Source organism: Pseudomonas sp. MF6747, from assembly GCF_963890955.1.
Classification (GTDB): Bacteria; Pseudomonadota; Gammaproteobacteria; order Pseudomonadales; family Pseudomonadaceae; genus Aquipseudomonas.
This window is the reverse complement of record NZ_CAWPSZ010000009.1, coordinates 86,338-113,265: the sequence shown is the minus strand read 5'-3', so window position 1 is coordinate 113,265 and position 26,928 is coordinate 86,338. Positions and strand designations below refer to the sequence as shown.

General features: G+C 61.4%; 19 protein-coding genes, 1 tRNA gene and 1 pseudogene. 16 read left to right on the top strand and 5 right to left on the bottom strand.

The annotated features are described in order from the left end of the window. Positions 1–2: 2 nt before the first annotated feature. On the bottom strand, positions 3–1,991 hold the full coding sequence (gene mnmC / locus AACW30_RS10935; protein WP_200625008.1) for a bifunctional tRNA (5-methylaminomethyl-2-thiouridine)(34)-methyltransferase MnmD/FAD-dependent 5-carboxymethylaminomethyl-2-thiouridine(34) oxidoreductase MnmC: 1,989 nt from the start codon (positions 1,989–1,991) through the stop codon (positions 3–5). A 155-nt stretch (positions 1,992–2,146) separates the two neighbouring features. On the opposite strand from mnmC, the gene pap reads away from it, so the two are divergent. From pap to AACW30_RS10920, 3 genes are all read left to right on the top strand, one after another. Beyond that, positions 2,147–3,664 (top strand): polyphosphate:AMP phosphotransferase, encoded by a 1,518-nt coding sequence (gene pap, locus AACW30_RS10930; protein ID WP_119742394.1) that lies wholly within the window; start codon positions 2,147–2,149, stop codon positions 3,662–3,664. A 320-nt stretch (positions 3,665–3,984) separates the two neighbouring features. Beyond that, the gene (locus AACW30_RS10925) at positions 3,985–5,169 is read left to right on the top strand and encodes a thiolase family protein (RefSeq protein ID WP_200625007.1); all 1,185 of its coding nucleotides are present in this window, start codon (positions 3,985–3,987) and stop codon (positions 5,167–5,169) included. Positions 5,170–5,303: 134 nt separating this feature from the next. Next, positions 5,304–6,260, top strand: a complete 957-nt coding sequence (locus AACW30_RS10920; protein WP_124418120.1) for a DMT family transporter — start codon at positions 5,304–5,306, stop codon at positions 6,258–6,260. A 415-nt stretch (positions 6,261–6,675) separates the two neighbouring features. Here the strand turns inward: AACW30_RS10920 and AACW30_RS10915 are convergent, their stop codons facing one another. Beyond that, positions 6,676–8,064, bottom strand: a complete 1,389-nt coding sequence (locus AACW30_RS10915) for a class II fumarate hydratase (protein ID WP_124418118.1) — start codon at positions 8,062–8,064, stop codon at positions 6,676–6,678. Between the two features lie 193 nt (positions 8,065–8,257). On the opposite strand from AACW30_RS10915, the gene AACW30_RS10910 reads away from it, so the two are divergent. From AACW30_RS10910 to AACW30_RS10880, 7 genes are all read left to right on the top strand, one after another. After that, on the top strand, positions 8,258–8,776 hold the full coding sequence (locus tag AACW30_RS10910) for a DUF2059 domain-containing protein (protein WP_003236690.1): 519 nt from the start codon (positions 8,258–8,260) through the stop codon (positions 8,774–8,776). Positions 8,777–8,782: 6 nt separating this feature from the next. Then, entirely contained in the window at positions 8,783–9,076 is a 294-nt protein-coding gene (locus tag AACW30_RS10905) for a BolA family protein (protein ID WP_106576556.1), read from the top strand. A gap of 189 nt (positions 9,077–9,265) precedes the next feature. After that, entirely contained in the window at positions 9,266–10,207 is a 942-nt protein-coding gene (trhO, locus tag AACW30_RS10900; RefSeq protein WP_200625006.1) for an oxygen-dependent tRNA uridine(34) hydroxylase TrhO, read from the top strand. A 36-nt stretch (positions 10,208–10,243) separates the two neighbouring features. Continuing rightward, on the top strand, positions 10,244–10,846 hold the full coding sequence (locus AACW30_RS10895) for a DsbA family protein (RefSeq protein ID WP_177410076.1): 603 nt from the start codon (positions 10,244–10,246) through the stop codon (positions 10,844–10,846). Then, positions 10,839–12,641, top strand: a complete 1,803-nt coding sequence (locus AACW30_RS10890) for an ABC transporter ATP-binding protein (RefSeq protein ID WP_200625005.1) — start codon at positions 10,839–10,841, stop codon at positions 12,639–12,641. The genes AACW30_RS10895 and AACW30_RS10890 overlap by 8 nt, the downstream gene beginning before the upstream one ends. Positions 12,642–12,836: 195 nt before the next feature. Beyond that, the gene (locus AACW30_RS10885; RefSeq protein WP_106576560.1) at positions 12,837–15,311 is read left to right on the top strand and encodes an EAL domain-containing protein; all 2,475 of its coding nucleotides are present in this window, start codon (positions 12,837–12,839) and stop codon (positions 15,309–15,311) included. A 77-nt stretch (positions 15,312–15,388) separates the two neighbouring features. Beyond that, positions 15,389–16,162: a TenA family transcriptional regulator gene (locus tag AACW30_RS10880; protein ID WP_234452688.1), complete on the top strand. Its 774-nt coding sequence runs from the start codon at positions 15,389–15,391 to the stop codon at positions 16,160–16,162. A 22-nt stretch (positions 16,163–16,184) separates the two neighbouring features. Here AACW30_RS10880 and AACW30_RS10875 read toward each other — a convergent pair whose 3' ends face one another. Together AACW30_RS10875 and lldD are read right to left on the bottom strand one after the other, a co-directional pair. After that, complete coding sequence (locus tag AACW30_RS10875; protein WP_200625004.1) at positions 16,185–17,114, bottom strand: GGDEF domain-containing protein; 930 nt, start codon at positions 17,112–17,114, stop codon at positions 16,185–16,187. 281 nt (positions 17,115–17,395) lie between these two features. Next, positions 17,396–18,538, bottom strand: a complete 1,143-nt coding sequence (gene lldD, locus AACW30_RS10870; protein ID WP_106576563.1) for an FMN-dependent L-lactate dehydrogenase LldD — start codon at positions 18,536–18,538, stop codon at positions 17,396–17,398. A gap of 101 nt (positions 18,539–18,639) precedes the next feature. Between lldD and AACW30_RS10865 the strand changes: the two genes are divergently transcribed. The 5 genes from AACW30_RS10865 to AACW30_RS10845 all read left to right on the top strand — a co-directional run bounded on the left by AACW30_RS10865 (position 18,640) and on the right by AACW30_RS10845 (position 24,219). Beyond that, on the top strand, positions 18,640–19,524 hold the full coding sequence (locus tag AACW30_RS10865; RefSeq protein ID WP_200625003.1) for a LysR family transcriptional regulator: 885 nt from the start codon (positions 18,640–18,642) through the stop codon (positions 19,522–19,524). An 86-nt stretch (positions 19,525–19,610) separates the two neighbouring features. After that, positions 19,611–19,686 (top strand) — tRNA-Asn (locus tag AACW30_RS10860). A gap of 134 nt (positions 19,687–19,820) precedes the next feature. Continuing rightward, positions 19,821–20,327 (top strand): sigma-70 family RNA polymerase sigma factor, encoded by a 507-nt coding sequence (locus tag AACW30_RS10855; RefSeq protein WP_200625002.1) that lies wholly within the window; start codon positions 19,821–19,823, stop codon positions 20,325–20,327. Beyond that, positions 20,324–21,289 carry a FecR domain-containing protein gene (locus tag AACW30_RS10850; RefSeq protein WP_200625001.1) on the top strand — a complete coding sequence of 322 codons (966 nt, stop codon included), beginning with the start codon at positions 20,324–20,326 and terminating at the stop codon, positions 21,287–21,289. Before AACW30_RS10855 ends, AACW30_RS10850 begins: the two co-directional genes overlap by 4 nt. Before the next feature lie 95 nt (positions 21,290–21,384). Continuing rightward, complete coding sequence (locus tag AACW30_RS10845; RefSeq protein WP_200625000.1) at positions 21,385–24,219, top strand: TonB-dependent receptor; 2,835 nt, start codon at positions 21,385–21,387, stop codon at positions 24,217–24,219. A 66-nt stretch (positions 24,220–24,285) separates the two neighbouring features. Here AACW30_RS10845 and AACW30_RS10840 read toward each other — a convergent pair. Continuing rightward, positions 24,286–26,143 (bottom strand): annotated as a pseudogene (locus AACW30_RS10840) (DUF3857 domain-containing transglutaminase family protein). 130 nt (positions 26,144–26,273) lie between these two features. On the opposite strand from AACW30_RS10840, the gene AACW30_RS10835 reads away from it, so the two are divergent. After that, positions 26,274–26,903, top strand: coding sequence for an NAD(P)-dependent oxidoreductase (locus AACW30_RS10835; protein ID WP_325167580.1), 630 nt, complete (start codon positions 26,274–26,276; stop codon positions 26,901–26,903). Positions 26,904–26,928 lie beyond the last annotated feature (25 nt).

The window sequence follows — 26,928 nt, the reverse complement described above, 5'->3', positions numbered from 1 at the left end:
GTCTAAGGCTTGGCGGCGTTGCTGCGAATCAGCGCGCGCACGGCAAAACGGTTGGGGTGGCAAGCCTCGGCCACGCTGCTGGGCAAGGGCAAGGGTTCGGCGTCCAGCCAGGCCGTCAGCAGCTCGGCACACAGCGGCGCGGTCACCAGGCCACGTGAGCCGTGGCCGCTGTTGATGTACACGCCGTCCAGCCACGGGCAAGGTGTGGGCGGCACGTGGCGGGCGTCCTTGCGCAGGGCCGCGTAGGCCTGGTCGAACGCCTCGCGTTCGGCCAGCGGCCCGACAATCGGCAGGTAGTCGGGGCTGGTGCAGCGGAATGCGGCGCGGCCTTCAAGCTGCTCGGGAGAGCAGGCATCGGCGCCGAGACGGTCGGCCAGGTCGAGGGAGATTTCCCGCAGCATCGCCAGATTGCCGGCGTGCTCGGCGGCGGTGGGCGTCAGGTCGTCGCTCTTGAAGTCGAAGCTGGCGCCCAGGGTGTGTTCACCCAGGCGCGCAGGGGCGACATAGCCTTCGGCGCACACCACGGTGGCCAGCGCCTGGCTCGCCGTCGTTTCTGCTAGCCGTGTGATCTGCCCGCGAATGCGTTTGAGCGGCAGGTCGGCACTGAACGCAAACCGCTTGATCTCGGCGGCACCTGCCAGCACCACCACGCTCGCGCTCGCCAGCAGGGTGTCGCCGGCCAGGGCTTGCCATTGACCGTCAACGCGCTGCAACTCAAGGGCTTCGTGATGAGGCAGCACGTCGATCAACGGGTGCTGCGCTTGCCATTGGCATAATGCCGGCGGGTGCACCCAGCCGCCCTCGGGGTAAAACAGCCCGCCGTGTTCGAGCGCCACGCCGGCGCGCGCCTGAGCTTGAGCCTGATCAACCAGGTGCAGCAGGCCCGGCGCAAACGCGGCGGCCAACTGGGCCTGGCGCTCGGTTTCCTTGGCATTGAAGGCCAGTTGCAGCACGCCGCAACCGTCCCAATCGACGCCGCGGTGCAGGTGCTCAAGCAAGCGCCGCGTGTGACCGAAGCCGCTGAGGATCAGCTGCGAAAGCGCCGTGCCATGAGCCGAGAGCTTGAGGTAAAGCACGCCTTGCGGGTTGCCCGAGGCTTCCTGTGCCAGGGCGCCGTGGCGCTCCAGCAGGCTCACACGCCAGCCACGTGCCGCCAGGCTGGCCGCCGTGGCACACCCGGCCAGGCCGCCGCCGATCACCAGGGCGCTGCGCTCACCGGGCACCGGCGCCGGGCGGGCGAACCACGGTTTGCTGTGGGCAGGTGGCGGCGTTTCGGCCGGCCAACCGAGGAATTCACCGCGCAGGATCTCCCACTTATGCCCAATGCCTGGCGTGCGTTTCATCTTGAACCCGGCGGCGTTGATCAACCGGCGTACCCAGCCGGTGCTGGTGAAGGTGCTGATGGTCGAGCCGGGTGCCGCCAGGCGGGCCAGTTCGGCAAACAGTTCGGCGGTCCACATGTCGGGATTTTTTGCCGGGGCGAAGCCGTCGAGAAACCACGCATCGACCTGGGCATCCAGTTGTGGCAACTGCTCCAGGGCATCGCCGATCAACAGGGTCAGCGTCACGCGGCCGTTATCCAGCACCAGCCGCTGGAAGCCTGGGTGGATGGCAATGTAGTGCGCCAGCAGTTGCTCGGCGAAGGGCGCAAGCTCTGGCCAGAGGGCGAGGGCGCGTTGCAGGTCGGCGTGGCTCAGCGGGTACTTTTCCACGCTGACAAAATGCAGGCGCGCGCCCGCCACCGCATGCTGTTCGAAGAGCTGCCAGGCGCACAGAAAGTTCAAGCCGGTGCCAAACCCCGTTTCGCCAATCACCAGCCGCCCATTCACCGGCAGGGCGGCAAAGCGCGCCTGCAGACGGTTCTGTTCGAGGAACACGTAGCGGGTTTCTTCAAGGCCCGACTGGTCGGAAAAATACACATCGTCGAACACCCGCGAGTGCGGGCGACCTTGGTCGTCCCAGTCGAGCTGGGCGTGGGTGATGGGGTTCATGGGCGGCTCATAAAATAACAGCAGGCAAAAGCAAGGCGGCCATTCTAGCCGATCAATGGGCTTTGAATTGACCCACGGCACGTTGGTGTGGAATTTCCTCCCGCGCGTTGTTGCCCAATCCGCTAGTCTTGATCCAACTTGAAACGGAGCTGCCCATGTTCGAATCCGCCGAAATCGGTCACGCCATCGACAAAGACACCTATGAAGCCGAAGTGCCGGCCCTGCGCGAAGCGTTGCTGGAAGTGCAGTACGAGCTGCAGCAGCAGAAGCGCTTCCCGGTGATTATCTTGATCAACGGCATTGAGGGCGCCGGCAAGGGCGAGACCGTCAAGCTGCTTAACGAATGGATGGACCCGCGCCTGATCGAAGTGCGTACCTTTGACCAGCAGACCGACGAAGAACTGGCGCGCCCACCGGCCTGGCGCTACTGGCGGCAATTGCCGGCCAAAGGCCGCATGGGCATTTTTTTCGGCAATTGGTACAGCCAGATGCTGCAAAGCCGCGTGCACGGCGAGATCAAGGATGCACGCCTGGACCAGGCCATCGCCGGTGCCGAACGCCTGGAAAAAATGCTCTGCGACGAAGGCGCGCTGATCTTCAAGTTCTGGTTTCACCTGTCCAAGAAACAGATGAAAGCGCGGCTCAAGGCGTTGGCCGATGACCCGCTACACAGCTGGCGCATCAGCCCGCTGGACTGGCAGCAGTCCGAGACCTACGACAAATTTGTGCATTTTGGTGAGCGCATCCTGCGCCGCACCAGCCGCGACTACGCGCCGTGGCATGTGATCGAAGGGGTCGATGCGCACTACCGCAGCCTCACCGTGGGCAAGATCCTGCTCGAGGGCCTGCAAAATGCACTGAAGTTGCCCAAGGGCAAGGCCAGCGGCATGAACCCGGCGCCGTTGTTGGCCTCGGTGGATCAGAAGAGCCTGCTCGACAGCCTCGACATGACCTTGAGCCTGGACAAGGACGATTACGAAGAACAGCTGATCACCGAGCAGGCGCGTTTCTCCGGCCTGATGCGTGACAAACGCATGCGCAAACACGCGCTGGTCACCGTGTTCGAAGGCAACGATGCGGCGGGCAAGGGCGGGGCGATCCGGCGTGTGGCGGCGGCGCTGGACCCGCGTCAGTACCACATCGTGCCGATTGCCGCGCCGAGTGAAGACGAGCGTGCCCAACCGTACCTGTGGCGGTTCTGGCAGAAGATTCCGGCGCGCGGCATGTTCACGGTGTTCGACCGCTCGTGGTACGGGCGCGTGCTGGTGGAGCGCATCGAAGGTTTCTGCACCCCGGCGGACTGGATGCGCGCCTACGGCGAGATCAATGACTTTGAAGAGCAGTTGCGCGATGCCGGTGTGATCGTGGTCAAGTTCTGGCTGGCGATTGACAAGGACACCCAGCTGGAGCGCTTCCAGGCCCGCGAGAACATCCCGTTCAAGCGCTTCAAAATTACCGAAGACGACTGGCGCAATCGCGACAAGTGGGATGACTACCGTGCCGCCGTGGGCGATATGGTCGACCGTACCAGCACTGAAATCTCGCCCTGGACGCTGGTCGAAGCCAACGACAAGCGCTGGGCGCGGGTCAAGGTGCTGCGCACCATCAACCGCGCGCTGGAAGAGGCGTTCGACAAGACCGACAAGCACGACAAGAAGAAAAAGAAAAAATAGCGTTGGCGGGCGCTGGCCTGTGGCGAGGCAGCTTGTCGTGGCGAGCCGGCTTGCCCTGCGTTGGGCTGCGAAGCGGCCCCATAGTCGGTCAATGCGTTCTAAATGAAAGTACGCGGCGTCTGGATCAGGGCCGCTTCGCGCCCCAACGCAGGGCAAGCCTGCTCGCCACAGTGAGCGTGTCCGCCCCAACATCCCACTTGGCAGAACCAGCCTGCTCATCGCCATGCTTTTGTATAGGCGGGGTGAATGATCATCGCGGTGGGGAGGGCGTGGATTTATCCTCGGTTGATCTCCCAACAACGACAAGATCGAGGTAGCCCATGCGTGAAGTAGTGATCGTCGACAGTGTGCGAACCGGCCTGGCCAAATCCTTTCGTGGCAAGTTCAACCAGACCCGTCCCGACGACATGGCGGCCCATTGCGTGAATGCACTGCTGAGCCGCAATGGCATCGACCCGGCGACGGTCGAGGATTGCATCGTCGGTGCCGGTTCCAACGAAGGCGCGCAGGGCTACAACATCGGGCGCAATGTGGCAGTGCTCTCGCAATTGGGCACGGGCACGGCAGGCATGACCCTCAACCGGTTCTGCTCCTCGGGCTTGCAGGCGATCGCGATCGCGGCCAACCAGATCGCCTCGGGTTGCAGCGACATCATCGTCGCCGGTGGCGTTGAATCGATCAGCCTGACCCTCAAAAGCGTCAACACCGACAACCTGATCAACCCGCTGCTGAAAGAGCAGGTGCCGGGCATCTACTTCCCGATGGGCCAGACCGCCGAAATCGTCGCGCGGCGCTATAACATCAGCCGCGAAGTGCAGGACCGTTACGCCCTGCAGAGCCAGCAGCGCACCGCGCAGGCCCAGGCCGACGGGTTGTTCGACGATGAAATCGTGCCGATGACGGTCACGTACAAGGTCGAGGACAAGCACACCGGCGCGGTGCAGATCCTTGAAGGCGTGGTAGATCGCGATGACTGCAACCGCCCGGACACCACGCTTGCCAGCCTGCAAGGGCTCAAACCGGTGTTTGCCGAAGACGGTTCGGTGACGGCTGGCAATTCCTCGCAGCTGTCCGATGGCGCGTCGATGACACTGGTGATGAGCCTGGAAAAAGCCCTGGCGCTGGGGCTCAAGCCCAAGGCGTTTTTCCGCGGGTTTACCGTGGCCGGTTGCGAGCCGGACGAGATGGGCATTGGCCCGGTGTTCTCGGTGCCCAAGTTGCTCAAGGCCAAGGGCTTGCAGGTAGCGGATATCGACCTGTGGGAACTCAACGAGGCGTTTGCCTCGCAGTGCCTGTATGCGCGCGACCGCCTGGCGATCGACAACGCTAAATACAACGTCAATGGCGGCTCGATTTCCATCGGGCACCCGTTCGGCATGACCGGTTCGCGACAAGTCGGGCATTTGGTGCGCGAGCTGCAACGGCGCAACCTGCGTTACGGCGTGGTCACCATGTGCGTGGGCGGCGGCATGGGCGCCACTGGGCTCTTCGAAGCCGTACGCTAGGTCCCACTGAAGAAACCCGGCTTAAAAATGTGGGAGCGGGCTTGCCCGCTCCCACATTTGAATTGTGTCGTATCCCAATTCGTGCGCTTGCCCCTAGAATGCTGCCTCCACTTCCTCAGGCATTCGGGGCACTCATGCACATCTCTTCCGGCCGCTGGGTTTATGGCTTTGGCTTGACCCTGCTGACCGCGTTCCTGTGGGGCATCCTGCCGATCAAACTCAAACAAGTGTTGCTGGTGATGGACCCGGTCACCGTCACCTGGTTTCGCCTGGTTGTCGCCGGTAGCTGCTTGTTTATCTACTTGGCCCTCACCCAACGCCTGCCCAGCCGCAAAGTGCTCGGCCCAAAAGGCGGTTGGCTGGTAGCCATGGCGGTGTGCGGGCTGGTGGGCAATTACGTGTTGTACCTGGTAGGCCTGAAAATGCTCAGCCCCGGCACGGCCCAGTTGGTGGTGCAGATGGGGCCGATCTTTCTGATGGTCGCCAGCGTGTTTGTGTTCAAGGAGCGTTTCAGCCTGGGCCAGGGTGTTGGCTTGGTGGTGTTGATCATCGGCTTCGGGCTGTTCTTCAATCAACGCCTGGTGGAAATGCTCACGTCCCTGGGCACCTACACCGCCGGGGTGCTGACGATTCTGCTCGCCACCACCATCTGGGTGTTTTACGCCTTGGGCCAGAAGCAGTTGCTGACGGTGTGGAATTCGCTGCAGGTGATGATGGTGATCTACCTGTCGTGCGCCGCGTTGCTCACGCCGTGGGCGCATCCGCTGGAGGCGCTGCAGTTGAGCCCGCTGCAAGGCTGGCTGTTGCTGGCGTGCTGCATGAATACGCTGGTGGCTTACGGTGCGTTTGCCGAAGCGTTGGCGCATTGGGAGGCCTCGCGGGTCAGTGCGACGTTGGCGCTGACGCCCTTGGTGACGTTTGTGGCGGTGGCGTTGGCGGCGTGGCTATGGCCGGCGTTTGTGCAGGCCGAAGAGATCAACGCCTTGGGCTACGTCGGGGCGCTGGTGGTGGTGCTGGGGTCGGCGACGGTGGCGCTGGCGCCGTCGTTGCTGGCGGGGCTCAGGGCTCGGCGGCTGCGGCTGGCGTCTTGATGCCTGGCGTGGCGGCCGAGTCGTCGCCGCGGCTTTAGGGTGGTAAACCGGTTTAAATGTGGGCGCTGGCTTGCCTGCGATGGCGGTATGTCAGTTGACTGGGATATTGGTCGGCGTACCTATCCATTTCTGCGGTAACGGCTGCTATTGGTTGCGCGCTTACAGCGGCTCACTGTTGGAAGGGCCCAAAAGTAAGCAAAAGGGCCTCGCCTCACCACTCGGCACCTCGCCTAGGCTCGGTGTGCCCGCACGCAGGCTTGAATCCGTGGGCCGCCGCGCTGGGCCATCCTCGGCCCAGCGTGGCTAACCCGGCGTCCTGCCGGGTTAGCCACGGATTCAAGCCTGCGTGCGGCCAGCGTGGTTAATGGCGCGACTTGGATCAAAAGCAGATCAAAAGCGAGTCAAAAGCCCGAGGTTAGTGGCCGGCCTCGAGCATGTTTTCCGGGCGTACCCACTGGTCGAACTCTTCATCAGTCAAGAAGCCCAGCGCCAGCGCGGCTTCACGCAGCGTCAGGCCCTCGGCATACGCCTTCTTGGCGATCTGCGCCGACTTGTCGTAGCCAATGTGCGGGTTGAGCGCGGTCACCAGCATCAGGCCGCGTTCCAGGTGTTCGGCCATTTGCTCGGCATCCGGCTCAAGACCGGCAATGCAGTGTTCCTGGAAGTTGTTGCAACCGTCGGCCAGCAGGCGGATCGATTCCAGCAGGTTGTGGATGATCACCGGCTTGTACACGTTCAACTGCAAGTGGCCCTGGCTGGCGGCAATGCCGATGGTCACGTCATTGCCCAGCACTTGGCAGGCCAGCATCGACAGCGCTTCGCATTGAGTCGGGTTGACCTTGCCCGGCATGATCGAGCTGCCCGGCTCGTTGGCTGGCAACTTGACCTCGGCCAACCCGGCGCGCGGGCCGGAACCCAGCAGGCGCAGGTCGTTGGCGATTTTCATCAGCGCCACCGCGAGGGTTTTCAGCGCGCCGTGCAAGGTTACCAGCGGCTCGTGGCCGGAGAGGGCGGCGAATTTGTTCGGGGCAGTCACAAAGGGCAGCCCCGACAAGGCGGCCAACTCGGCAGCAATCGCCTCGCCAAAGCCGTGGGGCGAGTTGAGCCCGGTGCCGACGGCGGTGCCGCCCTGGGCCAGTTCGCACACCGGTGGCAGGGCGCTGCGGATCGCGCGTTCGGCGTAGTCGAGCTGGGCGATAAACGCCGAGACTTCCTGGCCAAAGGTGATCGGCGTGGCGTCCATCATGTGGGTGCGGCCGGTCTTGACCAGCTTCATGTGCCGCGCCGACAGCTCCGCCAGCCCACCCGACAGGTTGGTGATCGCCGGCAGCAGTTGCTTGTTGATCGCCTGCACCGTCGCGATACTCATGGCGGTGGGGAAACAGTCGTTGGAGCTTTGGGAGCGGTTGACATGATCGTTCGGGTGCACCGGGCTTTTGCCACCGCGGGGCTGGCCCGACAGCTCGTTGGCGCGGCCGGCGATCACTTCGTTGGCGTTCATGTTGCTCTGGGTGCCGCTGCCGGTCTGCCAGACCACCAGTGGGAACTGGTCGTCATGCTGACCGTCGAGCACTTCATCGGCGGCCTGTTCGATCAGGCGGGCGATATCGGCAGGCAAGTCGCCATTGCGGTCGTTGACCCGCGCCGCTGCCTTCTTGATCAGGGCCAGGGCGTGCAGCACGGCCAATGGCATGCGTTGTTCGCCGATGGCGAAATTCACCAGCGAGCGTTGGGTCTGCGCGCCCCAGTAAGCGTCATCCGGGACATGCACTTCTCCCAGGCTGTCGGTTTCGATACGGCTCATCGGGCACACTCCTTCAGGTTCGTTTGCGCAGTTTAGGCCGTGATGGGCCTTGGGGGTTCCATAAAAGACTTTTCATCGCAGGCAAGCCCTGCAAATCCAGGCCGAACAAGGCCTGGGGTTGAGCCGCGAGGTTTTTTAGGCGCAGAATGGTCGCCCTTGGGGTCTTACCTCGCCTGCTAGAAAAGGAAACTCGATGACTCGTCTTCGTGCCATCTGTACCGCGGTTGCTCTGGTTTGCGCCAGCGGCCAAGTCTTTGCCGATACCGCCAGCCATAACGCCAGTGCCGAAGCCTTCCTTACCCTGGCCCACGCTGACAAGCTGGGTACCCCGGTGTACATGCAAGTGCAGCAAATGTTCGCCCAGCGTTTCGAACAGACCAAGGCGCCTGCCGCCAAGCAGTCCGTACTGGACAGCTACCAGGCCAAGGCCAACGCCGCGCTGGACCAGGCCATCGGCTGGCCGAAGCTGAAACCGGACATGGTCAAGCTTTACACCACCAACTTCAGCGAATCCGAACTCAAGGACCTGGTTGCCTTCTACCAGTCGCCACTGGGCAAGAAAGTCCTGGAAAAAATGCCGCAGCTGACCCAGCAGTCGGCACAGATGACCCAGGCCAAGCTGGAAAGCGCTGTGCCGGTAGTCAACAAGCTGTTGGAAGACATGACCAACGAGCTGACGCCAAAAGCCGCCGCACCGGCCAAGAAGAAGTAAGCAGGAATGAACATGCAACAGCGTATCGAAACGGCGCTCGCCGCCCTGAGCCCGCAACACGTGAGCGTGCTGGACGAAAGCCATATGCACAGCCGTGGGTTGCAGACCCACTTCAAGGCCGTGCTGGTCAGCCAGCAGTTCGAGGGGCTTAACCGCGTCAAGCGCCATCAGACGGTCTACGCCACGCTGGGTGACCTGATGAGCGAGTTTCATGCGTTGGCGCTGCATACCTACACGCCTGAAGAATGGGCGAAAATCGACGCAGCCCCGGCCTCGCCGACCTGCGCCGGAGGGCATTGAAGCAGCCACACGTTGTCAGCTGCCAGCGACAAGATTAGAGCCCTCGCAGCTGCCTTCTTGCTACAATCCCCAACGCGCCGCCCAGTCGGCGCGTTTTTTTTGCTTTTACTTGCAGCTTGCGGCTAAAAACTCGCAGCTGCCGTTATCCGGTTCACCCCTTACGAGGGTAGCCACCTGGAGAGAACACCCATGACTCAACCGATTGTCGTGGCGGCACTGTATAAGTTCGTCACCCTCGAAGATTACGTCGCCCTGCGCGAGCCACTGCTGCAGGCGATGGTCGATAACGGCATCAAAGGCACGTTGCTGATCGCCGAAGAAGGCATCAACGGCACCGTTTCCGGCAGCCGCGAAGGCATTGATGGCCTGATGGCCTGGCTGAAGAACGACCCACGCATGGACGACATCGACCACAAAGAGTCGTACTGCGATGACCAGCCGTTCTACCGCACCAAGGTCAAGCTCAAGAAAGAGATCGTGACCCTGGGCGTCGAAGGCGTCGACCCGAACAAAAAAGTCGGCACCTACGTCGACCCCAAAGACTGGAACGCGCTGATCAGCGACCCGCAAGTGCTGTTGATCGACACCCGTAACGATTACGAAGTGTCCATTGGCACCTTTGAAGGCGCGATTGACCCGAAGACCACCAGTTTTCGCGAATTTCCCGACTACATCAAAGCCAACTTCGACCCGGCCAAGCACAAGAAAGTCGCCATGTTCTGCACCGGCGGCATTCGCTGCGAAAAGGCGTCGAGCTACATGCTCAGCGAAGGCTTTGAAGAGGTTTACCACCTCAAGGGCGGCATTCTGAAGTACCTCGAAGAGGTGCCGCAGGAAGAGACCAAATGGCAGGGCGACTGCTTTGTGTTCGACAACCGCGTGACTGTGCGCCACGACTTGAGCGAAGGCGACTACGATCAATGTCATGCCTGCCGTACACCGGTCAGCGTCGAAGACCGCGCGTCCGAGCACTATGTGGCTGGCATCAGCTGCCCGCATTGCTGGGATAAGCTGCCGGAGAAGACCCGTCGCAGCGCGATTGACCGGCAAAAGCAGATCGAGCTGGCCAAGGCCCGCAATATGCCGCACCCGATTGGCTTCAACTATAAGCAAACCCCTTCCGAGGCCTGACCCATGCCCGCGCGCCTGCTCTATGTGATGGACCCGATGTGTTCCTGGTGCTGGGGCTTTGCCCCGGTGGCCGAGGCGTTGGTCGAGCAGGCCCAGGCTGCGGGCGTGGAGCTGCACCTTGTGGTGGGCGGTTTGCGCACCGGCAGTGGCGCGGCGTTGGAGCCGACCACCCGGCGCTACATCCTTGAGCACTGGCAGGCGGTCACCGAGGCCACCGGTCAGCCGTTCACGCGTGAAGGCGCGCTGCCCGATGGTTTTGTCTATGACACCGAGCCCGCGTGCCGCGCCATCGTCACGGCGCGCAGCCTGGCGCCGGATTGCGCGTGGAAGCTGCTGGGGCTGATCCAGCGCGCGTTTTACGTCGAGGGCCGCGATGTGACCCTGGCCAGCGTGCTGGTAGAACTGGCCGAGGAGGCGGGCATCCCGCGTATCGAGTTTGCCGGCGCGTTCGACCGCGCCGAGCAGCACGCCGCGACGGCCGCTGATTTCACCTGGGTGCAGGATCTGGGCATTGCCGGTTTCCCGACCCTGCTGGCTGAGCGGAACGGTCAGTTGGCCTTGTTGACCAACGGCTACCAGCCGCTGTCCGAGCTGTCGCCATTGCTCGCCCGCTGGTTGGAGCGAGCCACCTGTGCATGACCAGCCCGACCGTACCGACCGACTGACCTGGGCGGAGATTCGCCGCCTGGCCCTGCGCCACAAAAAATCGCTGTGGATTGCCAACGGCATCGCTGTGCTGGCGACCTTGTGCAGCGTGCCGATTCCATTGCTGTTGCCTCTGCTGGTAGACGAAGTGTTGCTTGGCCGTGGCGATGCCGCGCTCAAGGTGATGAACAACGTGTTGCCCCTGGGCTGGCAGAAGGCTGCCGGTTATATCGGCCTGATGCTGTTGCTGACGCTGTGCCTGCGTTGCGGCGCACTGGTATTCAACGTGGTGCAGGCGCGGCTGTTTGCGCGGCTGGCGAAGGACATTGTCTACCGCATTCGCGTGCGCCTGATCGAGCGGCTCAAGCGCATTTCCCTTGGCGAATACGAAAGCCTGGGCAGCGGCACGGTTACCACGCACCTGGTCACCGACCTGGATACGCTGGACAAGTTTGTCGGCGAGACCCTCAGCCGCTTCCTGGTGGCCATGCTCACGCTGGTCGGCACTTCGGCGATTCTGGTGTGGATGCACTGGCAGTTGGCGCTGCTGATCCTGCTGTTCAATCCGTTGGTGATCTACGCCACGGTACAGCTGGGCAAACGCGTCAAACACTTGAAGAAGCTTGAAAACGACAGCACGTCGCGCTTTACCCAGGCATTGACCGAAACCCTCGACGCGATCCAGGAAGTGCGTGCGGGCAACCGCCAGGGCTTTTTTCTCGGACGCCTCGGCCAGCGCGCCCAGGAAGTGCGCGACTACGCGATCCACTCTCAATGGAAAACCGACGCCTCCAGCCGTGCCAGTGGCCTGTTGTTTCAGTTTGGCATCGACATCTTCCGCGCTGCGGCGATGCTCACGGTGCTGTTTTCCGACTTGTCCATCGGCCAGATGCTCGCGGTGTTCAGCTACCTGTGGTTCATGATCGGGCCGGTGGAGCAGCTGTTGAACCTGCAATACGCTTACTACGCGGCGGGCGGGGCGCTGACGCGGATCAACGAGCTGCTGGCGCGCGCCGACGAGCCGCAGTATGCCGGCGGCGCAGACCCGTTCACCGGGCGTGAGACTGTCGGCATCGAGGTGCGCGGCCTGGATTTCGGCTACGGCGACGAGCTGGTGCTCGATCAGTTGAACCTGGCCATTGCGCCGGGTGAGAAGGTCGCGATTGTCGGCGCCAGCGGCGGCGGCAAAAGTACCCTGGTGCAACTGCTGCTGGGGCTGTATACGCCGCAAGCCGGCAGCATTCGCTTCGGCGGCGCCACCCAGCAGGAAATCGGGCTTGCGACTATCCGCGAAAACGTCGCCGTGGTGCTGCAACATCCGGCGTTGTTAAACGACACCGTGCGCGCCAACCTGACCATGGGTCGCACCCGCAGCGACCAGGCCTGTTGGCAGGCACTGGAAATCGCCCAGCTGGATGCTACCGTCAAGGCACTGCCGCTGGGGCTGGACAGCGTAGTGGGGCGCTCCGGCGTACGGTTTTCCGGCGGTCAGCGTCAACGCCTGGCCATCGCGCGAATGGTGTTGGCCGAGCCCAAAGTGGTGATTCTGGATGAGGCCACGTCCGCCCTGGACGCCGCCACCGAATACAACCTGCACCAGGCGCTGGCGCGGTTTCTCAGTGGGCGTACTACACTGATCATCGCGCACCGGCTTTCAGCGGTGAAACAGGCTGACCGGGTACTGGTGTTTGATGGTGGGCACATCGCTGAGGATGGCGATCATCAGCAGTTGATCGCCGACGGTGGCCTGTACGCCAAGCTCTACGGGCATTTGCAGCAAGTTCGGTAACGTTGGGTTTGCAATGATTGACTCTGGCAGGTACGAGAGTCTCCCCAGGAAATAGCGGCTTTCCTGCGCCGTTCGAGGTTCAGGCGCTGAATCGGCCCGACGCCCTTGAGCGGATCGAGCGAATTTAGCCAAGATTGTGCTGTCAGGAGCGTTAATCACTCGCCTGTTTTTGGTGGTGCTTGTGCAAGGGACCTCATGAAGCAAAAGCGCACTCTCGGAACGACGCTAAGTACGCCTCGGTTGTTGGGCATCGTCTGGCCGTTTATCGCGGTAGTACTGTTCCAGGCATTGCTGGGTTGCGTCAGCCTGTACATGCTCTCGGCAGTACGCGGTTATGTGGCCGGTGAAAGCCTGTGGTCCAAGGGTCAGAAAGATGCGATCTACTACCTGACCCTTTACGCCGACAACCGCGATCCGGCCACTTACCTCAAATACCAGCAAGCCATCGCCGTGCCCCAGGGTGGGCATGAATTGCGCATTGCCCTTGACCGACCCACGCCCGACCTGACGGCCGCGCGCCTGGGTATCCTCAAGGGCGGCAACCACCCTGATGACGTTTCCAGCCTGATCTGGTTGTACCTCAACTTCCGCCATTTCAGTTATCTGGAAAAAGCCATCGAGCTGTGGACCGTGGGCGATGGTTACCTGGTGCAACTGGATGACCTGGCGCGCACGATGCATCGGGCGATCAGCGCTGACCAGGCCAGCAGCACCGACGTGAAGGCCTGGAAAACGCGCATCAACGCCATCAACGACGGGGTCACGCCGGCTGCCAAAGCCTTCAGTGATGCCCTGGGCGAGGGCTCGCGGGTCATCCTGCGCCTGCTGTTGATCACTAACCTGGCCACCGCACTGGGCCTGATCGCGTTGGCCCTGCTGCGCACCCACAAGTTGCTGACCCAGCGTCATGCCTTCGCCGACGCCTTGCAGGTGGAGAAGGAGCGAGCGCAGATCACCCTCGAGTCAATCGGCGACGGCGTGATCACCACCGACGTCGATGGCGCCATTGCGTACATGAACCCCGCGGCGGAGGCACTGACCCACTGGCGCTCATCGCAGGCCCAAGGGCTGCCCCTGGCGGCGCTGTTCAAGCTGCTGGACGAAAACGCCGAGCCGGACGGCTTTACGCTGCTGGAACACATCATCAAGGGCCGGCTCAGTGGCGGCAGCGAACATTCGAAGCTGATCCAGCGCCTGGACGGCAGTACCGTGTCGGTGACGCTGGTGGGCGCGCCGATCCGCAGTGCAGGCAAGGTCAGCGGTGCGGTGCTGGTGCTGCACGACATGACTCAGGAGCGTCAATACATTGCCAACCTCTCCTGGCAGGCGACCCACGATGCATTGACCGGCCTGGCCAACCGCCGCGAATTCGAGTATCGCCTTGAGCAAGTGCTGCACCCGGCAGGGCGCCAGCAAAGCGGGCGGCATGCGTTGATGTTCCTCGACCTTGACCAGTTCAAGCTGGTCAACGACACCTGCGGTCATGCGGCGGGCGACGAATTGCTGCGCCACATCTGCGCACTGCTGCAATCGGACCTGCGTGAGGGCGACACGCTGGCGCGGCTGGGCGGAGACGAGTTCGGCATTCTGCTGGAGAACTGCCCGGCACCTGTGGCGGAAAAGATCGCCGAAAGCCTGCGCCATACCGTGCAAAGCCTGCATTTTGTGTGGAAGGGGCGGCCCTTCATGACCACCGTCAGTATTGGTCTGGTGCACATTTCGCAAACCCCGACCACACTGGAAGCCTCGTTGCGAGCCGCCGACATGGCGTGCTACATGGCCAAGGAAAAGGGCCGCAACCGCGTGCAGGTCTACCACGCGGATGACTCGGAGTTGTCCCTGCGTTTTGGCGAGATGGCTTGGGTGCAGCGCTTGCACATGGCGTTGGAGGAGAATCGCTTTTGCCTCTACGCCCAGGAAATCTCCCCGCTTGGCCAAACCGATGGCGGCAATGGCCATATTGAAATCCTGCTGCGTCTGCACGACGAGGCCGGCCGGATCATCCTTCCCGACAGCTTTATCCCGGCCGCCGAACGTTACGGTTTAATGACTTCACTGGACCGCTGGGTGGTAGAAAACGTATTCAAGATCATCGCCCGTTGCATGCACGAGCGTGCAGGCCGACCTATGGCCATGTGTGCGATAAATCTGTCAGGGATAACTATTGGAGATGACGATTTTCTTGGGTTTTTACGTGAAAAATTCGAGGCTTACAGCATTCCGCCTGAAATGATTTGTTTTGAAATAACCGAAACCAGCGCTATAGCGAATTTGGGCAGTGCAATTCGCTTTATTAATGAACTCAAAGCCTTAGGTTGCCATTTTTCGCTCGACGATTTTTGTGCCGGAATGTCCTCATTCGCCTATCTGAAACATTTACCTGTAGACTTCCTGAAGATCGATGGAAGTTTCGTAAAGGATATGCTGGACGACCCGATTAACCGCGCTATGGTCGAAGTGATCAACCACATCGGCCATGTCATGGGTAAGCGCACAATTGCCGAGTTTGTTGAAACACCGCAAATCGAACAGGCGTTACTGGAGATAGGTGTGGATTACGCTCAGGGCTACCTGATTGAACGCCCGCAATTGTTTACCTTTGATAGCTTGCAGTGTCGACCTGTGCGGCCGCAGCCTCTGTTGTTCAAGGCGCCCGGCACATTCCGCTGAAACTTTGCTGGTCTGTACAATCACACTTAAAAAGGAGCCTTACAGTGATCGACACATTCAACAGAACCGGCCCGCTTATGGAAGCCTCGAGTTACCCCGCCTGGGCGCAGCAATTGATCCAGGACTGTAGCGAGAGCAAGCGCCGAGTTGTCGAACACGAACTGTATCAGCGCATGCGTGACAACACGCTCAGCGCCAAGACCATGCGCCATTACCTTATCGGTGGCTGGCCAGTGGTTGAACAGTTTGCCTTGTACATGGCACAAAACCTGACCAAGACCAAGTTTGCCCGTCATCCTGGGGAGGATATGGCGCGCCGGTGGTTGATGCGCAATATTCGCGTGGAGCTCAACCACGCCGACTATTGGGTGCATTGGGCCCGCGCCCACGGCGTCAGCCTCGAAGAGCTGCAAGCGCAGAACGTACCGCCTGAACTGCACGCACTGAGCCATTGGTGCTGGCATACCAGCTCGGCCGATTCGTTGATTGTCGCGATTGCCGCAACCAACTATGCGATCGAAGGTGCAACCGGGGAGTGGTCAGCGGTGGTGTGCTCGACCGGTGTGTACGCGGCAGCCTTCCCTGAGGAAGACCGCAAGCGCGCCATGAAGTGGTTGAAGATGCACGCGCAGTATGACGACGCCCACCCATGGGAAGCGCTGGAAATCATCTGCACCCTGGCCGGGATGAACCCCAGCAAAGCCCTGCAGGTAGAGCTGCGCCAAGCGGTATGCAAGAGCTACGACTACATGTATCTGTTCTTGGAAAGCTGCATGCGGTTGGAGAACGAAAAAGCAAAGGCCCCTGCGGCCGCTCGCGAGCGTCAGGTTCGCGTCGCCAGCGAGGCGTGATGTAAGCGTGATGGCGGGGTGTTTACCCCGCCATTGCCAGGCGGTTGCGGCCTTCGCGCTTGGCCACGTACAAAGCGTTGTCGGCACGGCGCAACAGGCTTTCGGCAGACTCTGCGCCCAACAGCGTCGAGCACCCCAGGCTCACGGTCAGCTCCACCCGTGTGGTATCCGCCCAATAGTCCTGAGCTTGTGCCGCCTTGCGCAGGCGCTCGCCGACCATACCTGCCGCGTCCCGGCCGGTGTTGGAGAGCAGGATCAAAAACTCTTCCCCGCCAAATCGAAACACCATGTCGACATTGCGCAGCTGGCTTTTGATCGCCCCGGCCACAGCGCGCAGTACGGTGTCGCCGGTTGCGTGGCCGTGAGTGTCGTTGATCTTCTTGAAGTGATCGATATCCAGCATCAGTAGAGACAACGGGTTCATGTGCCGCCGGGCCATGTCGATCTCGCGTTGCAGGGTCTGGTCCATGGCGACGCGATTACCGGTTTCGGTCAACGGGTCACGCAGAGCGCTGCGAGTGGCGGCGCGGTAGAGCAGGGCGTTGCGCATCGGATAAAGCAACGTCGCCAGCAGCGCTTCAAGCTGGACCAGTTCGTCTTCCAGCAGGCGTTGATTGCGTCGAAATATCAGCTCGCCCAAGTGCTCACCTTCATGGCTCAAGGCATAGCTCACCGAGTGGTGGCCGCGATGGCCAAATTCCAGGCGCAGGTCGCTGGCTTCGTGGCGATACTGCAACGCATCCAAAGGAACCAGGCGCTGAATCTCGCGAAAGAACAGCCCAAGGATCCGCTGGGGCTCCAGGCTGACTTGCAATTGTTGGCTCAATTGCTGACGAAGTTGGGCGAACGACGCTGGTCGACGGGGTGGCAGGAGAGACGGCTGACCAAAGCCCAGGCGTTGCAATTTGGCACTGTCGAAGTCAATTGCGTGAGTCTGGGTCGGTGTTTTCATAAGCTATCTGCCTCTAAGCACTTAACTGTCTTACAGGCTGCGTGAGAGTGGCGAGTGCCAAGCGTCTTACTGTTCCTTCAGTTCCGTAAAACATTGGTAACAGTTTAAACCGCTTTACCAGGGGTTATAACCCCTGGGTACTGCCGCACGTCTTGTCATCGCTTAACCTGCTTGAAAGGGATTAGAGCGAGATTCATGCCATTTCGTTTAACTTAATAAAACTCCTTATAAATCAACGACCGTTTTACAGAGTACAAACAGTCGTTGGGTACTGACGTCAGTTATTTGGCTGATTGAACCAGCGTAGTGCTGTCAATCTGATCAATCGACGTCACGCCGGTCAGTGTCATGGCCACGCGCATTTCCTTGGCGAAGATGTCCAGCAGGTTTTCAACGCCGTGCTGGCCATCGGCAGCCAGCGCATAGGCCGTCGCGCGTCCCAGCAGGCAGGCCTTGGCACCCAGTGCGAGCATGCGCACCACATCCAGCCCGGAACGGATGCCCGAGTCGACCAGTACCGTCAGGTCATCGCCAACCCCATCGGCAATCGGCGGCAAGGCTCTGGCGGTAGAGAGCACGCCATCAAGCTGACGGCCGCCGTGGTTGGAGACCACGATACCGTCGGCGCCGAAACTCACCGCATCCTTGGCGTCCTGTGGGTCGAGAATGCCTTTGATGATCATCGGGCCTTTCCAGAATTCACGGATCCACTCCAGGTCCTTCCAGCTGATCGACGGGTCGAAGTTGTTGGCCAGCCAGCCGATGTAATCTTCCAGATGAGTCGGCTTGCCGAGGTATTTTGAGATGTTGCCCAGATCGTGCGGGCGGCCCATCAGGCCTACGTCAAAGGCCCATTGCGGTTTGGTGACCGCCTGCAGCATGCGTCGCGACGCCGCGAACGGCCCGGACATGCCGGAGTGGGCATCGCGGTAACGCGCGCCAGGCGTCGGCATGTCCACGGTGAATACCAGTGTGGTGACCCCGGCAGCCTGCGCGCGCTCCAGCGCATTGCGCATAAATCCACGGTCCTTGAGCACATAGAGCTGGAACCAGATCGACTGCGGGCTCTGCGATGCCACTTCTTCAATCGAGCACACCGACACCGTCGACAGGCAAAACGGAATGCCCTGGTTCGCCGCTGCCTTTGCCGCTTGCACCTCACCACGCCGCGCGTACATGCCGGTAAGCCCCACCGGGCTCAGAATCACGGGCATGGCCAGTTCCTGGCCGAACAGGTGGGTCTTGAGGCTCAGGTTGTCGACGTTGCGCAGGATACGCTGGCGCAGGCTAATCTCGGCCAGGTCCGAACTGTTGGCGCGCATCGTGTGCTCGGCGTAGGCGCCGCCGTCGATGTAGTCGAACAGAAAGCGCGGCAGCTTGCGCTTGGCGGCGGCGCGGTAATCGGAAGCGGACGAGATGATCATCAACAGTGTCTCCACAAGGCAAGGTGGGTTCAGCATAAGGAAATATCTGGCATGATAAAAACAACTTTTATCGCTAGTAGCCAGTCGCTAAAGGAATACCGATGAACCTCAGAACGCTGCGCGCCTTTGTCGAAGTGGTGCGCCAGGGCGGTTTCTCCCAGGCGGCCCAAGTGGTGTCCCTGACACAGTCCACCGTGAGCAAGGCGGTCAAGACGCTGGAAGATGAATTGGGTACGCCGTTGCTCAATCGCCTGGGCCACAGGAACGAACTGACCGCCGCTGGCGAAATTGCCTACCGCCGCGCGCTGGTGTTGCTCGCTGAACGCAACGATTTGGTGGCCGAGATCAACGACCTGCGCGGGCTCAAGCGCGGCGTATTGCGCATTGGCTTGCCGCCCGTGGGCTGCGGCGTGTTGTTTGCCGCGATGTTCGCCGCTTACCGCAGGCTGCACCCGGATATCGATATCGAGCTTACCGAGTATGGCAGCAAGAAATTGCGTGAATGCCTGGAAGCCGGGGAGGTCGATCTAGCGGCGCTGCTGTTGCCCATGGATGAAGATTTCGACTATCAGTCAGTGCGCAACGAACCCTTGATGGCCGTGCTGCCCATGAGCCATCCACTCGCCCAACGCACACGCATTGATTTCAACGACTTGGCGGATTCGCCGTTTATCCTGTTCGAAGCGGGTTTTGCCCTGAATGCCAAGATCCTTGCCGCCTGTGAACGCAAAGGCGTGACGCCGAGGGTGACGGCCCGCAGCGGCCAGATCGACTTTATCGTCGACCTGGTGGCGGCGGGGCTAGGCGTCGCTTTCCTGCCGCGCATGCTTGCGCACAAGCATCAACAACCCGGCATCGCCTTGATTGCCCTGGACGAGGCGCACACTGATTGGCACATCGCCCTGGCGTGGCGCGCCAGTGCGCACCTGCCGCCCGCCGCCCGCGCCTGGCTGGACCTGGCCAAGGAAATGGCCAGCCCGGTATAGACGTTCACAGCGGTTGACCGAAGTAATTCTGGAAAATATGCCTCAGTGCTTGACTTCTTCTTTTTAATCAGTAACATACGGCGCATTCCGCGATAGCTCAGTTGGTAGAGCAAATGACTGTTAATCATTGGGTCCCTGGTTCGAGTCCAGGTCGTGGAGCCAGATAGAGAAAAGCCTGCAGAGATGCAGGCTTTTTTTTGCCTTGGATTTGACTAATGGCAGCCACCCCAACCCCTATACAACGCCCTCCCCAAAGCCATAAGATGAGAAGCATTATCATTTAATGCGGATCTGACATGCACGACGACAGCATCGCCTCGCCGGTCGCCAAGCTGTATGCGAATCACCATGGCTGGCTTCGGGGTTGGTTGCATCGGCGGCTGGGGCACAGTGCCGATGCCGAAGACCTGGCACACGACACGTTTATCCGCGTGTTGCGCTCCAAGGAGGATGTGCGCGAGTTGCGCCAACCCATGGCGTTTTTGGCCACCATCGCCAATGGCTTGCTGATCAATCGCTGGCGTCGCCAAGCGATCGAGCGGGCGTACTTGGAAGCACTGGCGGCGCGGCCGCTGGCTGAGGAGCCTTCGCCGGAGGAGCGCCACCTGATGATCGAGACCTTGTTGCAGTTGGATTCGCTGCTGGTCGGGTTGTCGGCGCGGGTTCGGCAGATTTTCTTTTTGTCCCAGCTCGATGGCCTGACCTATCCGCAAATCGCTGCGCAGTTGAGCCTGACGGTGGCCCAGGTGCAGCGGGCCATGGGCAAAGCATTCAGTGTGTGCTACGCGAGTCGCTTTGAATGAGGGGCGCTGCAGTTGACCCGCGCGTGCGCGACCGTGCAATCGATTGGCTGGTGCGGATCCAGTCCGGGTTGATGAGCGCCGGTGATCATCAAGCGCTGCGGCAGTGGCGTGAGGCGAGTGCCGAGCATGAGCATGCGTGGCAGCGGGTAAGCAGCTTGCCGTTGATGCTTCAGCCGGGCGCCGATCTATTAGCCGATGCCACGGCGCGCCGGGCGTTGCAGGCGGCCGGGGCTGACCCGCAACGTCGTCGCCAGGTGCTCAAGTGTTTGCTGGCGTTGGGGCTGCTGGGTGGGATCTCCTGGCAAACGGCGGATTCCACCTTGGTGCGTTCGGCATTGGCGAGCTATCGCACGCGTGTGGGGGAGCGGCGGCACTGGGCCCTGGCGGATGGCTATTCGCTGTGGCTAAACACCGCCAGTGCGGTAAACCTGGACTTGGGCGCAGGGCAACGCAGCGTGGAGCTGGTCGAGGGCGAACTGGCCCTGGATACCCCGGCCGGGTCTGCGTCGCTGGAACTGCTGACCCCCAACGCGGTGCTCTACAGCCATGGCGCCCACCTGCTGGTGCGTCATGATCGCCAAGGCACCCAGGTGACGGTGTTGCGCGGGCTGGCGCAAGTGAGCACGCGGCATCAGCCGACGCCGGTGCCGTTGCAGGCAGGCTGGCAGATGCAGGTGGACGAGCGTGGGGCAGGGCGCCCGAGCCCCATTGATCGGGTGCTGGCCCAGGCCTGGATGCGCGGCATCCTGCCTGCCGAGCGCATGCGCCTGGACCACCTGTTGGCTGAGCTGTCGCGCTATCGCCCAGGCTTACTGCGTTGCAGCGAGGCGGTGGCCGCCCTGCGCATCACTGGCAGTTTCCAGCTGGACGATACCGATGCAGCGCTCGCGTTGGTCGCCAACACGTTGCCGGTGCGTATCGAGCGAAGAACGCGTTACTGGGTGACGGTGGTGCCTGCGTGAATTTTTTTTTCGCGGCGCGATAGTTTTTTCGATCTGGCTTGGCCTTTAGGTATTACCCACCGGCACAGGTGGGTTTCAACCCCTAGGAGCCTTGCATGATTTCCCCCGCTCGTGTCTTGCGTACCCATACATTCAGCTTGCTGTTTTTGAGTTTACAGCCGCTCTACGGTGAGCTGGTTTTTGCCGCCGGCGAACGCCCTTACCGAATTAGCGCCGGCCCGCTGGATCAAGTGCTGTCGCGCTTTGGTGCCGAGGCGGGCATCAGCATGGCGGGCAGTGCGCTGCTTACGGCCGACAAGACCAGCCACGGGCTGCAGGGGGAGTACAACATTGAGTCGGGCTTGACCCAACTGCTCTCAGGCACTGGCCTGGGCTATCAGCGCCAGGCCGACGGCGGCTATGTCTTGCGTGCGCATCAAGGTGCAGTCCTGCTGCCGACGCAAAAGGTCACGGGCGAAAATTTCGACGAGGAAGACGTCTACCGCGCGCCGCGCTCATCGGTGTACATCTCCGGCGAAGACATGCAGCGCTTTGGCGTGGTCTCTGTGGGCGACGTGCTCAAGGGCCAGCCGGGCGTGCAGGTCGGCGACAGCCGCAATGGTGGCGGGCTGGATGTGAATATCCGCGGCATCCAGGGCCAGAGCCGGGTGGCGGTCACGGTGGATGGGTCGCAGCAGGCGCTGGATGTCTATCGCGGTTATGCCGGTACCCAGCAGCGCAGTTACATCGACCCGGACATGATCAGCGACATCACGATCGACAAGGGCCCCAGCCTGACCTCCAGTGCCATCGGCGGCACGGTGAAAATGCGCACCCTCACGGTCGACGACATCCTCAAGGACGGCCAGACCCTCGGCCTGCGCCTCAAGGGCGACCTGTGGAACAACGGCGTCGCTCCAGCCTCCCGAGACCCGCATTCCAAGACCGAAGACCTGTACTCGGAACCGCACCAGAGTCGCGGTGGGCTGCTCGGCTCAGAGGCGCAGGCCGGCAGCGTGGCATTTGCCTATACCCATGACTTTTTCGACGTCGTGGCGGCCTATGCCAAGCGCAACCAGGGCAATTATTTCGCCGGCAAAAAGGGCCAGGACCGCTACCGCACCTACGACCGTTGGGGCGATGAAGAAACCAGCGTGGCAACCACCTACAACGCTGGCGAAGAAGTGCTGAACTCCTCGTCGAGGACCGAATCCTTGCTGCTCAAGACCACCCTGCGTCCGGCGGACGGCCATACTTTCGACCTGGGTTACCGCCGCTATGACGGGCGCATCGGCGAGATCATGCCTTCGGATATCTTCCGCTTCGGCACCGGCGGCATCTATCAGTACCCCTTGGGCCACACCACAATCGACACCTACACCGCGCGTTACAACTACTTGCCTGCGGGTAACCCGTTGGTGGACCTGACTGCCGACCTGTGGCTCACCGATGCGCAAACCAGCCAGCTCACCTCGGTACGCGCGCCGGCGTCCCAGGCGTATCGCTCGGACCGCGCCTGGAGTCGTCAGGCTAACCAGCGTATTGGCGGCGGCCTGGCCAACACCTCGAACTGGGCGACCGACTACGGCGACTTGAAACTGGACCTGGGCGGCTCGTTCCAGCTCGAAGAGCTGCGCCCGCAAAAAGGCGTGGTCACCAACCAGGACGATATCAACGCCAACCGCATGCTGCGCGAAGGCTCGCGGCAAGAGTTCAGCTTCAATGGCAAGCTGGAGTACAAACCGGTGGACCGCCTCACGTTATGGGGCGGCGGGCGTTACACCCACTATCGCAGCAAAGACCACATCGCCAATGCCACGGCGCGCGAGGAGGAGCGTAACTTGCGCTACCTGCGGGTCTACAACGGCGGCGACTCCGGCAACATGATGTGGTTCCCGGATCAGAACGGCCAGTACACCGACGCCACCGATCCGCGGCTGACCAATGGGATTGTCTTCCAGAACACCAACTACCCCTTTGAGGGCGTTCGCTACAACGACTTTGGCGCGGTCGATTCGACGGTCTATCCGTCCCAGGTCGGCAGCGTGGTTACCGGCTATGAGTATTCGGGCAAGGCGAGCAACAGCGGAGGCGCTTTCGCTCCGGCCGTGGGCATCAATATCGAAGTGCTGCCAGACACCTTCGTCTATGCCTCCTACACCCAGGGCTTTCGTATGCCTTCGCTGTTTGAAACCAGCCAGGGCGTGTTGCAGACCATGCCCGGCAAGGGCCTGAAGCCTGAGCGTTCAAGTAACTGGGAGGTCGGCGCGAGCACGCTGCAAAAGGGGTTGTTGTTCGATGACGACTCGGCGGCGATCAAGCTGGCCTATTTCAACAACACCATCAAACACTACATCACCCGCTACTACGACCCAAGCCCGGGCTTGTGGGGCTTGATGCGCTTCAGCAACACCGACAGCTACAAGACCAGCGGCCTGGAATGGCAAACCCGCTACGATGCCGGGCGTGTATTTGCCGACCTGTCGTCCACCTACTACCTGAAGACCGAAACCTGCGATGCGGCGTTCGCGGCCACACTGCGCGCTACCAGTGACAGCTACCAGAAAACCAGTAATACGCCGAACTGCACGCCGGGCAGCTTCATGGGTTCTTATACCAACACCCAGAACCCGCCACGGTTCGCAGGCAACCTCACCACTGGCCTGCGCTTCTTCGACCAGAGCCTTACGCTCGGTACGCGCATCACCTACACCTCAGGCCCCACCGTCACCGCCGACAAACCCTGGCAGACCGGCGCCACCACGCCGCAATTGAATTACCGCGAAGTGGCCTTGGTCGATCTGTTCCTTAACTACAAGTTGCAGGAAGACGCCAGCCTCAACGTGTCGCTGCAAAACCTGACCGATCGCTACTACCTGGATCCACTGGCGCAGAGTTTCATGCCGGCGCCGGGGCGTACGCTGCGGGTGGGAGTGCAGGCGAAGTTCTAGAGGCAACGGTTGTGATCCTCGCGCGGCGGTGCAACAGCCCATCACGCGAGGTTCGGCAAGGCAGGGTTACAACGTCTGCACGATAATCTGGCTTTTCAGGTCGTTGACCATGCCTTCAATCGCCGGTTTCATGGCGACAAACTCCTGCGGGCTGCACAGCGCGTCGGGGTGGCTGAACGCATAGCTGCGGGTGATGAGTACGCTGTTGCCTTCCTTGACGTAAGTGGTCTGGTAGTTGAATCCAGCGGTGTCGAGCGTTACAGCCTTGGGCACCGCGAGGATATTCAATTGTTTGGGGAAGTCGAAGCGCGCTTTTTCTTCAATCGTGCCAGAGGTACAGATGAAGGCCTGCGTGCGGTCTTGTTCCGCCATGAGGCTGAACACGTTCTGGCCGATGCCGCCCGCGAGGCTGCTGAGCGTCGGTACGCCCGTGGGGCCGGGCAGGTTGACCAGGTTCTCGGTACGCCCTTTGACCGTGGACGTGAAGGTGGCGGCATTGCCTTCCAAGGGGTCGGTTTCGATCTTGCCGCTGCCGGTTTGCCCATACATGCTGAGGACTTTCTGGGTCAGTTGATCACGGTCGGCAGGCATGATGGATTTGAACAGGAAACGATTGAGTTCCGTGGCCCAGCCTTCCACCGTGGTGCCGTTGGTGAAGTCCGCCGCGCCGCTCGGGTCGATCTTGAAGTGCAGCGTGCCGTCCACCTTGCCCAATTGGTGTGAAGGTGTACGCGCCAGTTCGCCGCTCTGGGTCAGTAACACGGGTTTACCCAGTTCCGGAATCATCAAGTAGCCGGCGGCGATGGGGGTGGCGGTGGAGTCCAGATAAAGGTCGAGGGTCGGGACGTAAGTGATCGCATGGTTAAGCAAACCCAGGGTCGGCACCTTCGGCAGTAGGTAGGCGTCGCCGAGGTTGATCAGCGCGGGCGAGCTTTCGATGGCCACCGCCTTGAGCAGCGCTTCGAGCAAGGCAACATGGTCCTTGCAGTCGCCATAACGGTTATCCAGCACCGCCTGCGCCGCGTGCGGCACCACGCCGCCATTGCCGACGTAAACCGCGACGTAGCGAATGTTCTTGCGCACCCAGTCACTCAGCACCAGTGCTTTGCTGCGCGGGGAGTCCAGGTTGGCGGTGAGTTCCCTGGCCAGTTGGGTAATGGCGGGCGTCACCTCAACCTGCGCCCGGCATACGCCTGGGCAAACTGTTTGTAATCAGTGAAGGTCGACACGGCGAGGCGTTGCCCGTAATCGGTGTAGGCGACGGAGCCGACTTCAACGCGGTTTTTCTCCGTGGGTTGCAGGTCCCAGCGATAGATTTTTCGCCCGTTGGCGGTGGTGGGCTCGGCGGCATTGAAACCCCTTACGTCAGCGAACAAGGGCATGTCGGCTGGCATGTCGTAGGTGAAGTGGATCTGTTGGTTCTCGTAGAAGTCCGGCGCGTAGAGGTCTTCAAACTGTCCGGGGAACATCGCGGTGGTGCGATGGCGCTGGTAGCGCAAGACCATGCGGTCACCGACGGCTACGTCAGGGAAGATCACCACTTTGACGCGTGAGTCCTGGAACATCGGCGCTTCGGCTGAGGCCTGCTCCTGCTGTTCCTTGATCTGGTCGGCAGCCACCGGCACTTTGCGTCCGTCGGCTTTCTGGGTGTAGGCCTCCACGATGTCCACGGTTTCCAGCGAGCGGTTGAAGCTCACCGAGCGTTGCGCGTTGGGCTTGATCGCGCGTTCCTCATTGATGCGCGAGACCAGCTCGAAGTCGAGCACAAAACTGCCGTCGGCATTGACTACGTAGGCCTGGCTATTTTTTCGACGGTCAGGGAACGGTCGGTGTAATCGGCATTTGCCTGTGCGCTGAATAGCCCGCAGACGACCACCACCGCTGCACCGAACAGGCGCGCCGGGAAGAGCGTAACGCTTTGCATAAAGATCCTTCTAAACGATGACGCGCGCCGTCTGGGCGAGGGCGCGCGTTCCTTGGGTAAACCGCCAAATGCGAAGCGTTACTATATAGAGGTGGCAGTGAGCCTGGCTATTTTTGTTGCTTAGCGTCGTGTGGGAAGCGTCTGGGTATCGCTCGACAGCCGTGAAGACCTGATGGGCGAAGAGATTCATGGGCGAACGATGGGACTGGTCGGCCTGGGGGAAATCGGTCGGCGTGTGGCGCGGATTGCCCAAGGTTTTGGCCTGGATGTTTTGGCCTACGACCCGCATCTGAGCAACCAACAGATACTCGCTCACGGCGCCACACCCGTGACCTTGCCGGAACTGCTGAGGCGCAGTGATTTCGTGTCGTTGCACTGCCCGTTGGACGCCAGCACTCGGCACCTGATGGGCGCGCACGAGTTCGCGGCGATGAAGCCCGGCGCGGTGTTCTTGTCCACCGCCCGCGGCGGCATTCATGATGAAACGGCGTTGTACGAAGCCTTGCAAAAAGGCCACCTCAGCGGCGCCGGGCTCGACGTGTGGGCGTGCGAGCCGCCTGCGCAGAACGCACCGCTGATGAGCTTGCCCAATGTGGTTGCGACCTTTCACACGGCGGGCGTCACCCACGGCGGGCGGCGCAATGTGGCACGCTCTTCGGCGGCGCAAATTGCCGCGATCCTGCGCGGCAAACGGCCGCCGCACTTGCTCAATCCTGAAGCCTGGGAGGTGGTCTGCGAGCGCGTGCGCCTCAGCCGTTGAGCCAGGCGTTAATGCTTGCTCGGGG

Coding starts and splice junctions, on each gene's coding strand:
- mnmC (WP_200625008.1), bottom strand. CDS start 1,991: ATGAACCCCATCACCCACGCCCAGCTCGACTGGGACGACCAAGGTCGC.
- pap (WP_119742394.1), top strand. CDS start 2,147: ATGTTCGAATCCGCCGAAATCGGTCACGCCATCGACAAAGACACCTAT.
- AACW30_RS10925 (WP_200625007.1), top strand. CDS start 3,985: ATGCGTGAAGTAGTGATCGTCGACAGTGTGCGAACCGGCCTGGCCAAA.
- AACW30_RS10920 (WP_124418120.1), top strand. CDS start 5,304: ATGCACATCTCTTCCGGCCGCTGGGTTTATGGCTTTGGCTTGACCCTG.
- AACW30_RS10915 (WP_124418118.1), bottom strand. CDS start 8,064: ATGAGCCGTATCGAAACCGACAGCCTGGGAGAAGTGCATGTCCCGGAT.
- AACW30_RS10910 (WP_003236690.1), top strand. CDS start 8,258: ATGACTCGTCTTCGTGCCATCTGTACCGCGGTTGCTCTGGTTTGCGCC.
- AACW30_RS10905 (WP_106576556.1), top strand. CDS start 8,783: ATGAACATGCAACAGCGTATCGAAACGGCGCTCGCCGCCCTGAGCCCG.
- trhO (WP_200625006.1), top strand. CDS start 9,266: ATGACTCAACCGATTGTCGTGGCGGCACTGTATAAGTTCGTCACCCTC.
- AACW30_RS10895 (WP_177410076.1), top strand. CDS start 10,244: ATGTGTTCCTGGTGCTGGGGCTTTGCCCCGGTGGCCGAGGCGTTGGTC.
- AACW30_RS10885 (WP_106576560.1), top strand. CDS start 12,837: ATGAAGCAAAAGCGCACTCTCGGAACGACGCTAAGTACGCCTCGGTTG.
- AACW30_RS10880 (WP_234452688.1), top strand. CDS start 15,389: ATGGAAGCCTCGAGTTACCCCGCCTGGGCGCAGCAATTGATCCAGGAC.
- AACW30_RS10875 (WP_200625004.1), bottom strand. CDS start 17,114: ATGAAAACACCGACCCAGACTCACGCAATTGACTTCGACAGTGCCAAA.
- lldD (WP_106576563.1), bottom strand. CDS start 18,538: ATGATCATCTCGTCCGCTTCCGATTACCGCGCCGCCGCCAAGCGCAAG.
- AACW30_RS10865 (WP_200625003.1), top strand. CDS start 18,640: ATGAACCTCAGAACGCTGCGCGCCTTTGTCGAAGTGGTGCGCCAGGGC.
- AACW30_RS10855 (WP_200625002.1), top strand. CDS start 19,821: ATGCACGACGACAGCATCGCCTCGCCGGTCGCCAAGCTGTATGCGAAT.
- AACW30_RS10850 (WP_200625001.1), top strand. CDS start 20,324: ATGAGGGGCGCTGCAGTTGACCCGCGCGTGCGCGACCGTGCAATCGAT.
- AACW30_RS10845 (WP_200625000.1), top strand. CDS start 21,385: ATGATTTCCCCCGCTCGTGTCTTGCGTACCCATACATTCAGCTTGCTG.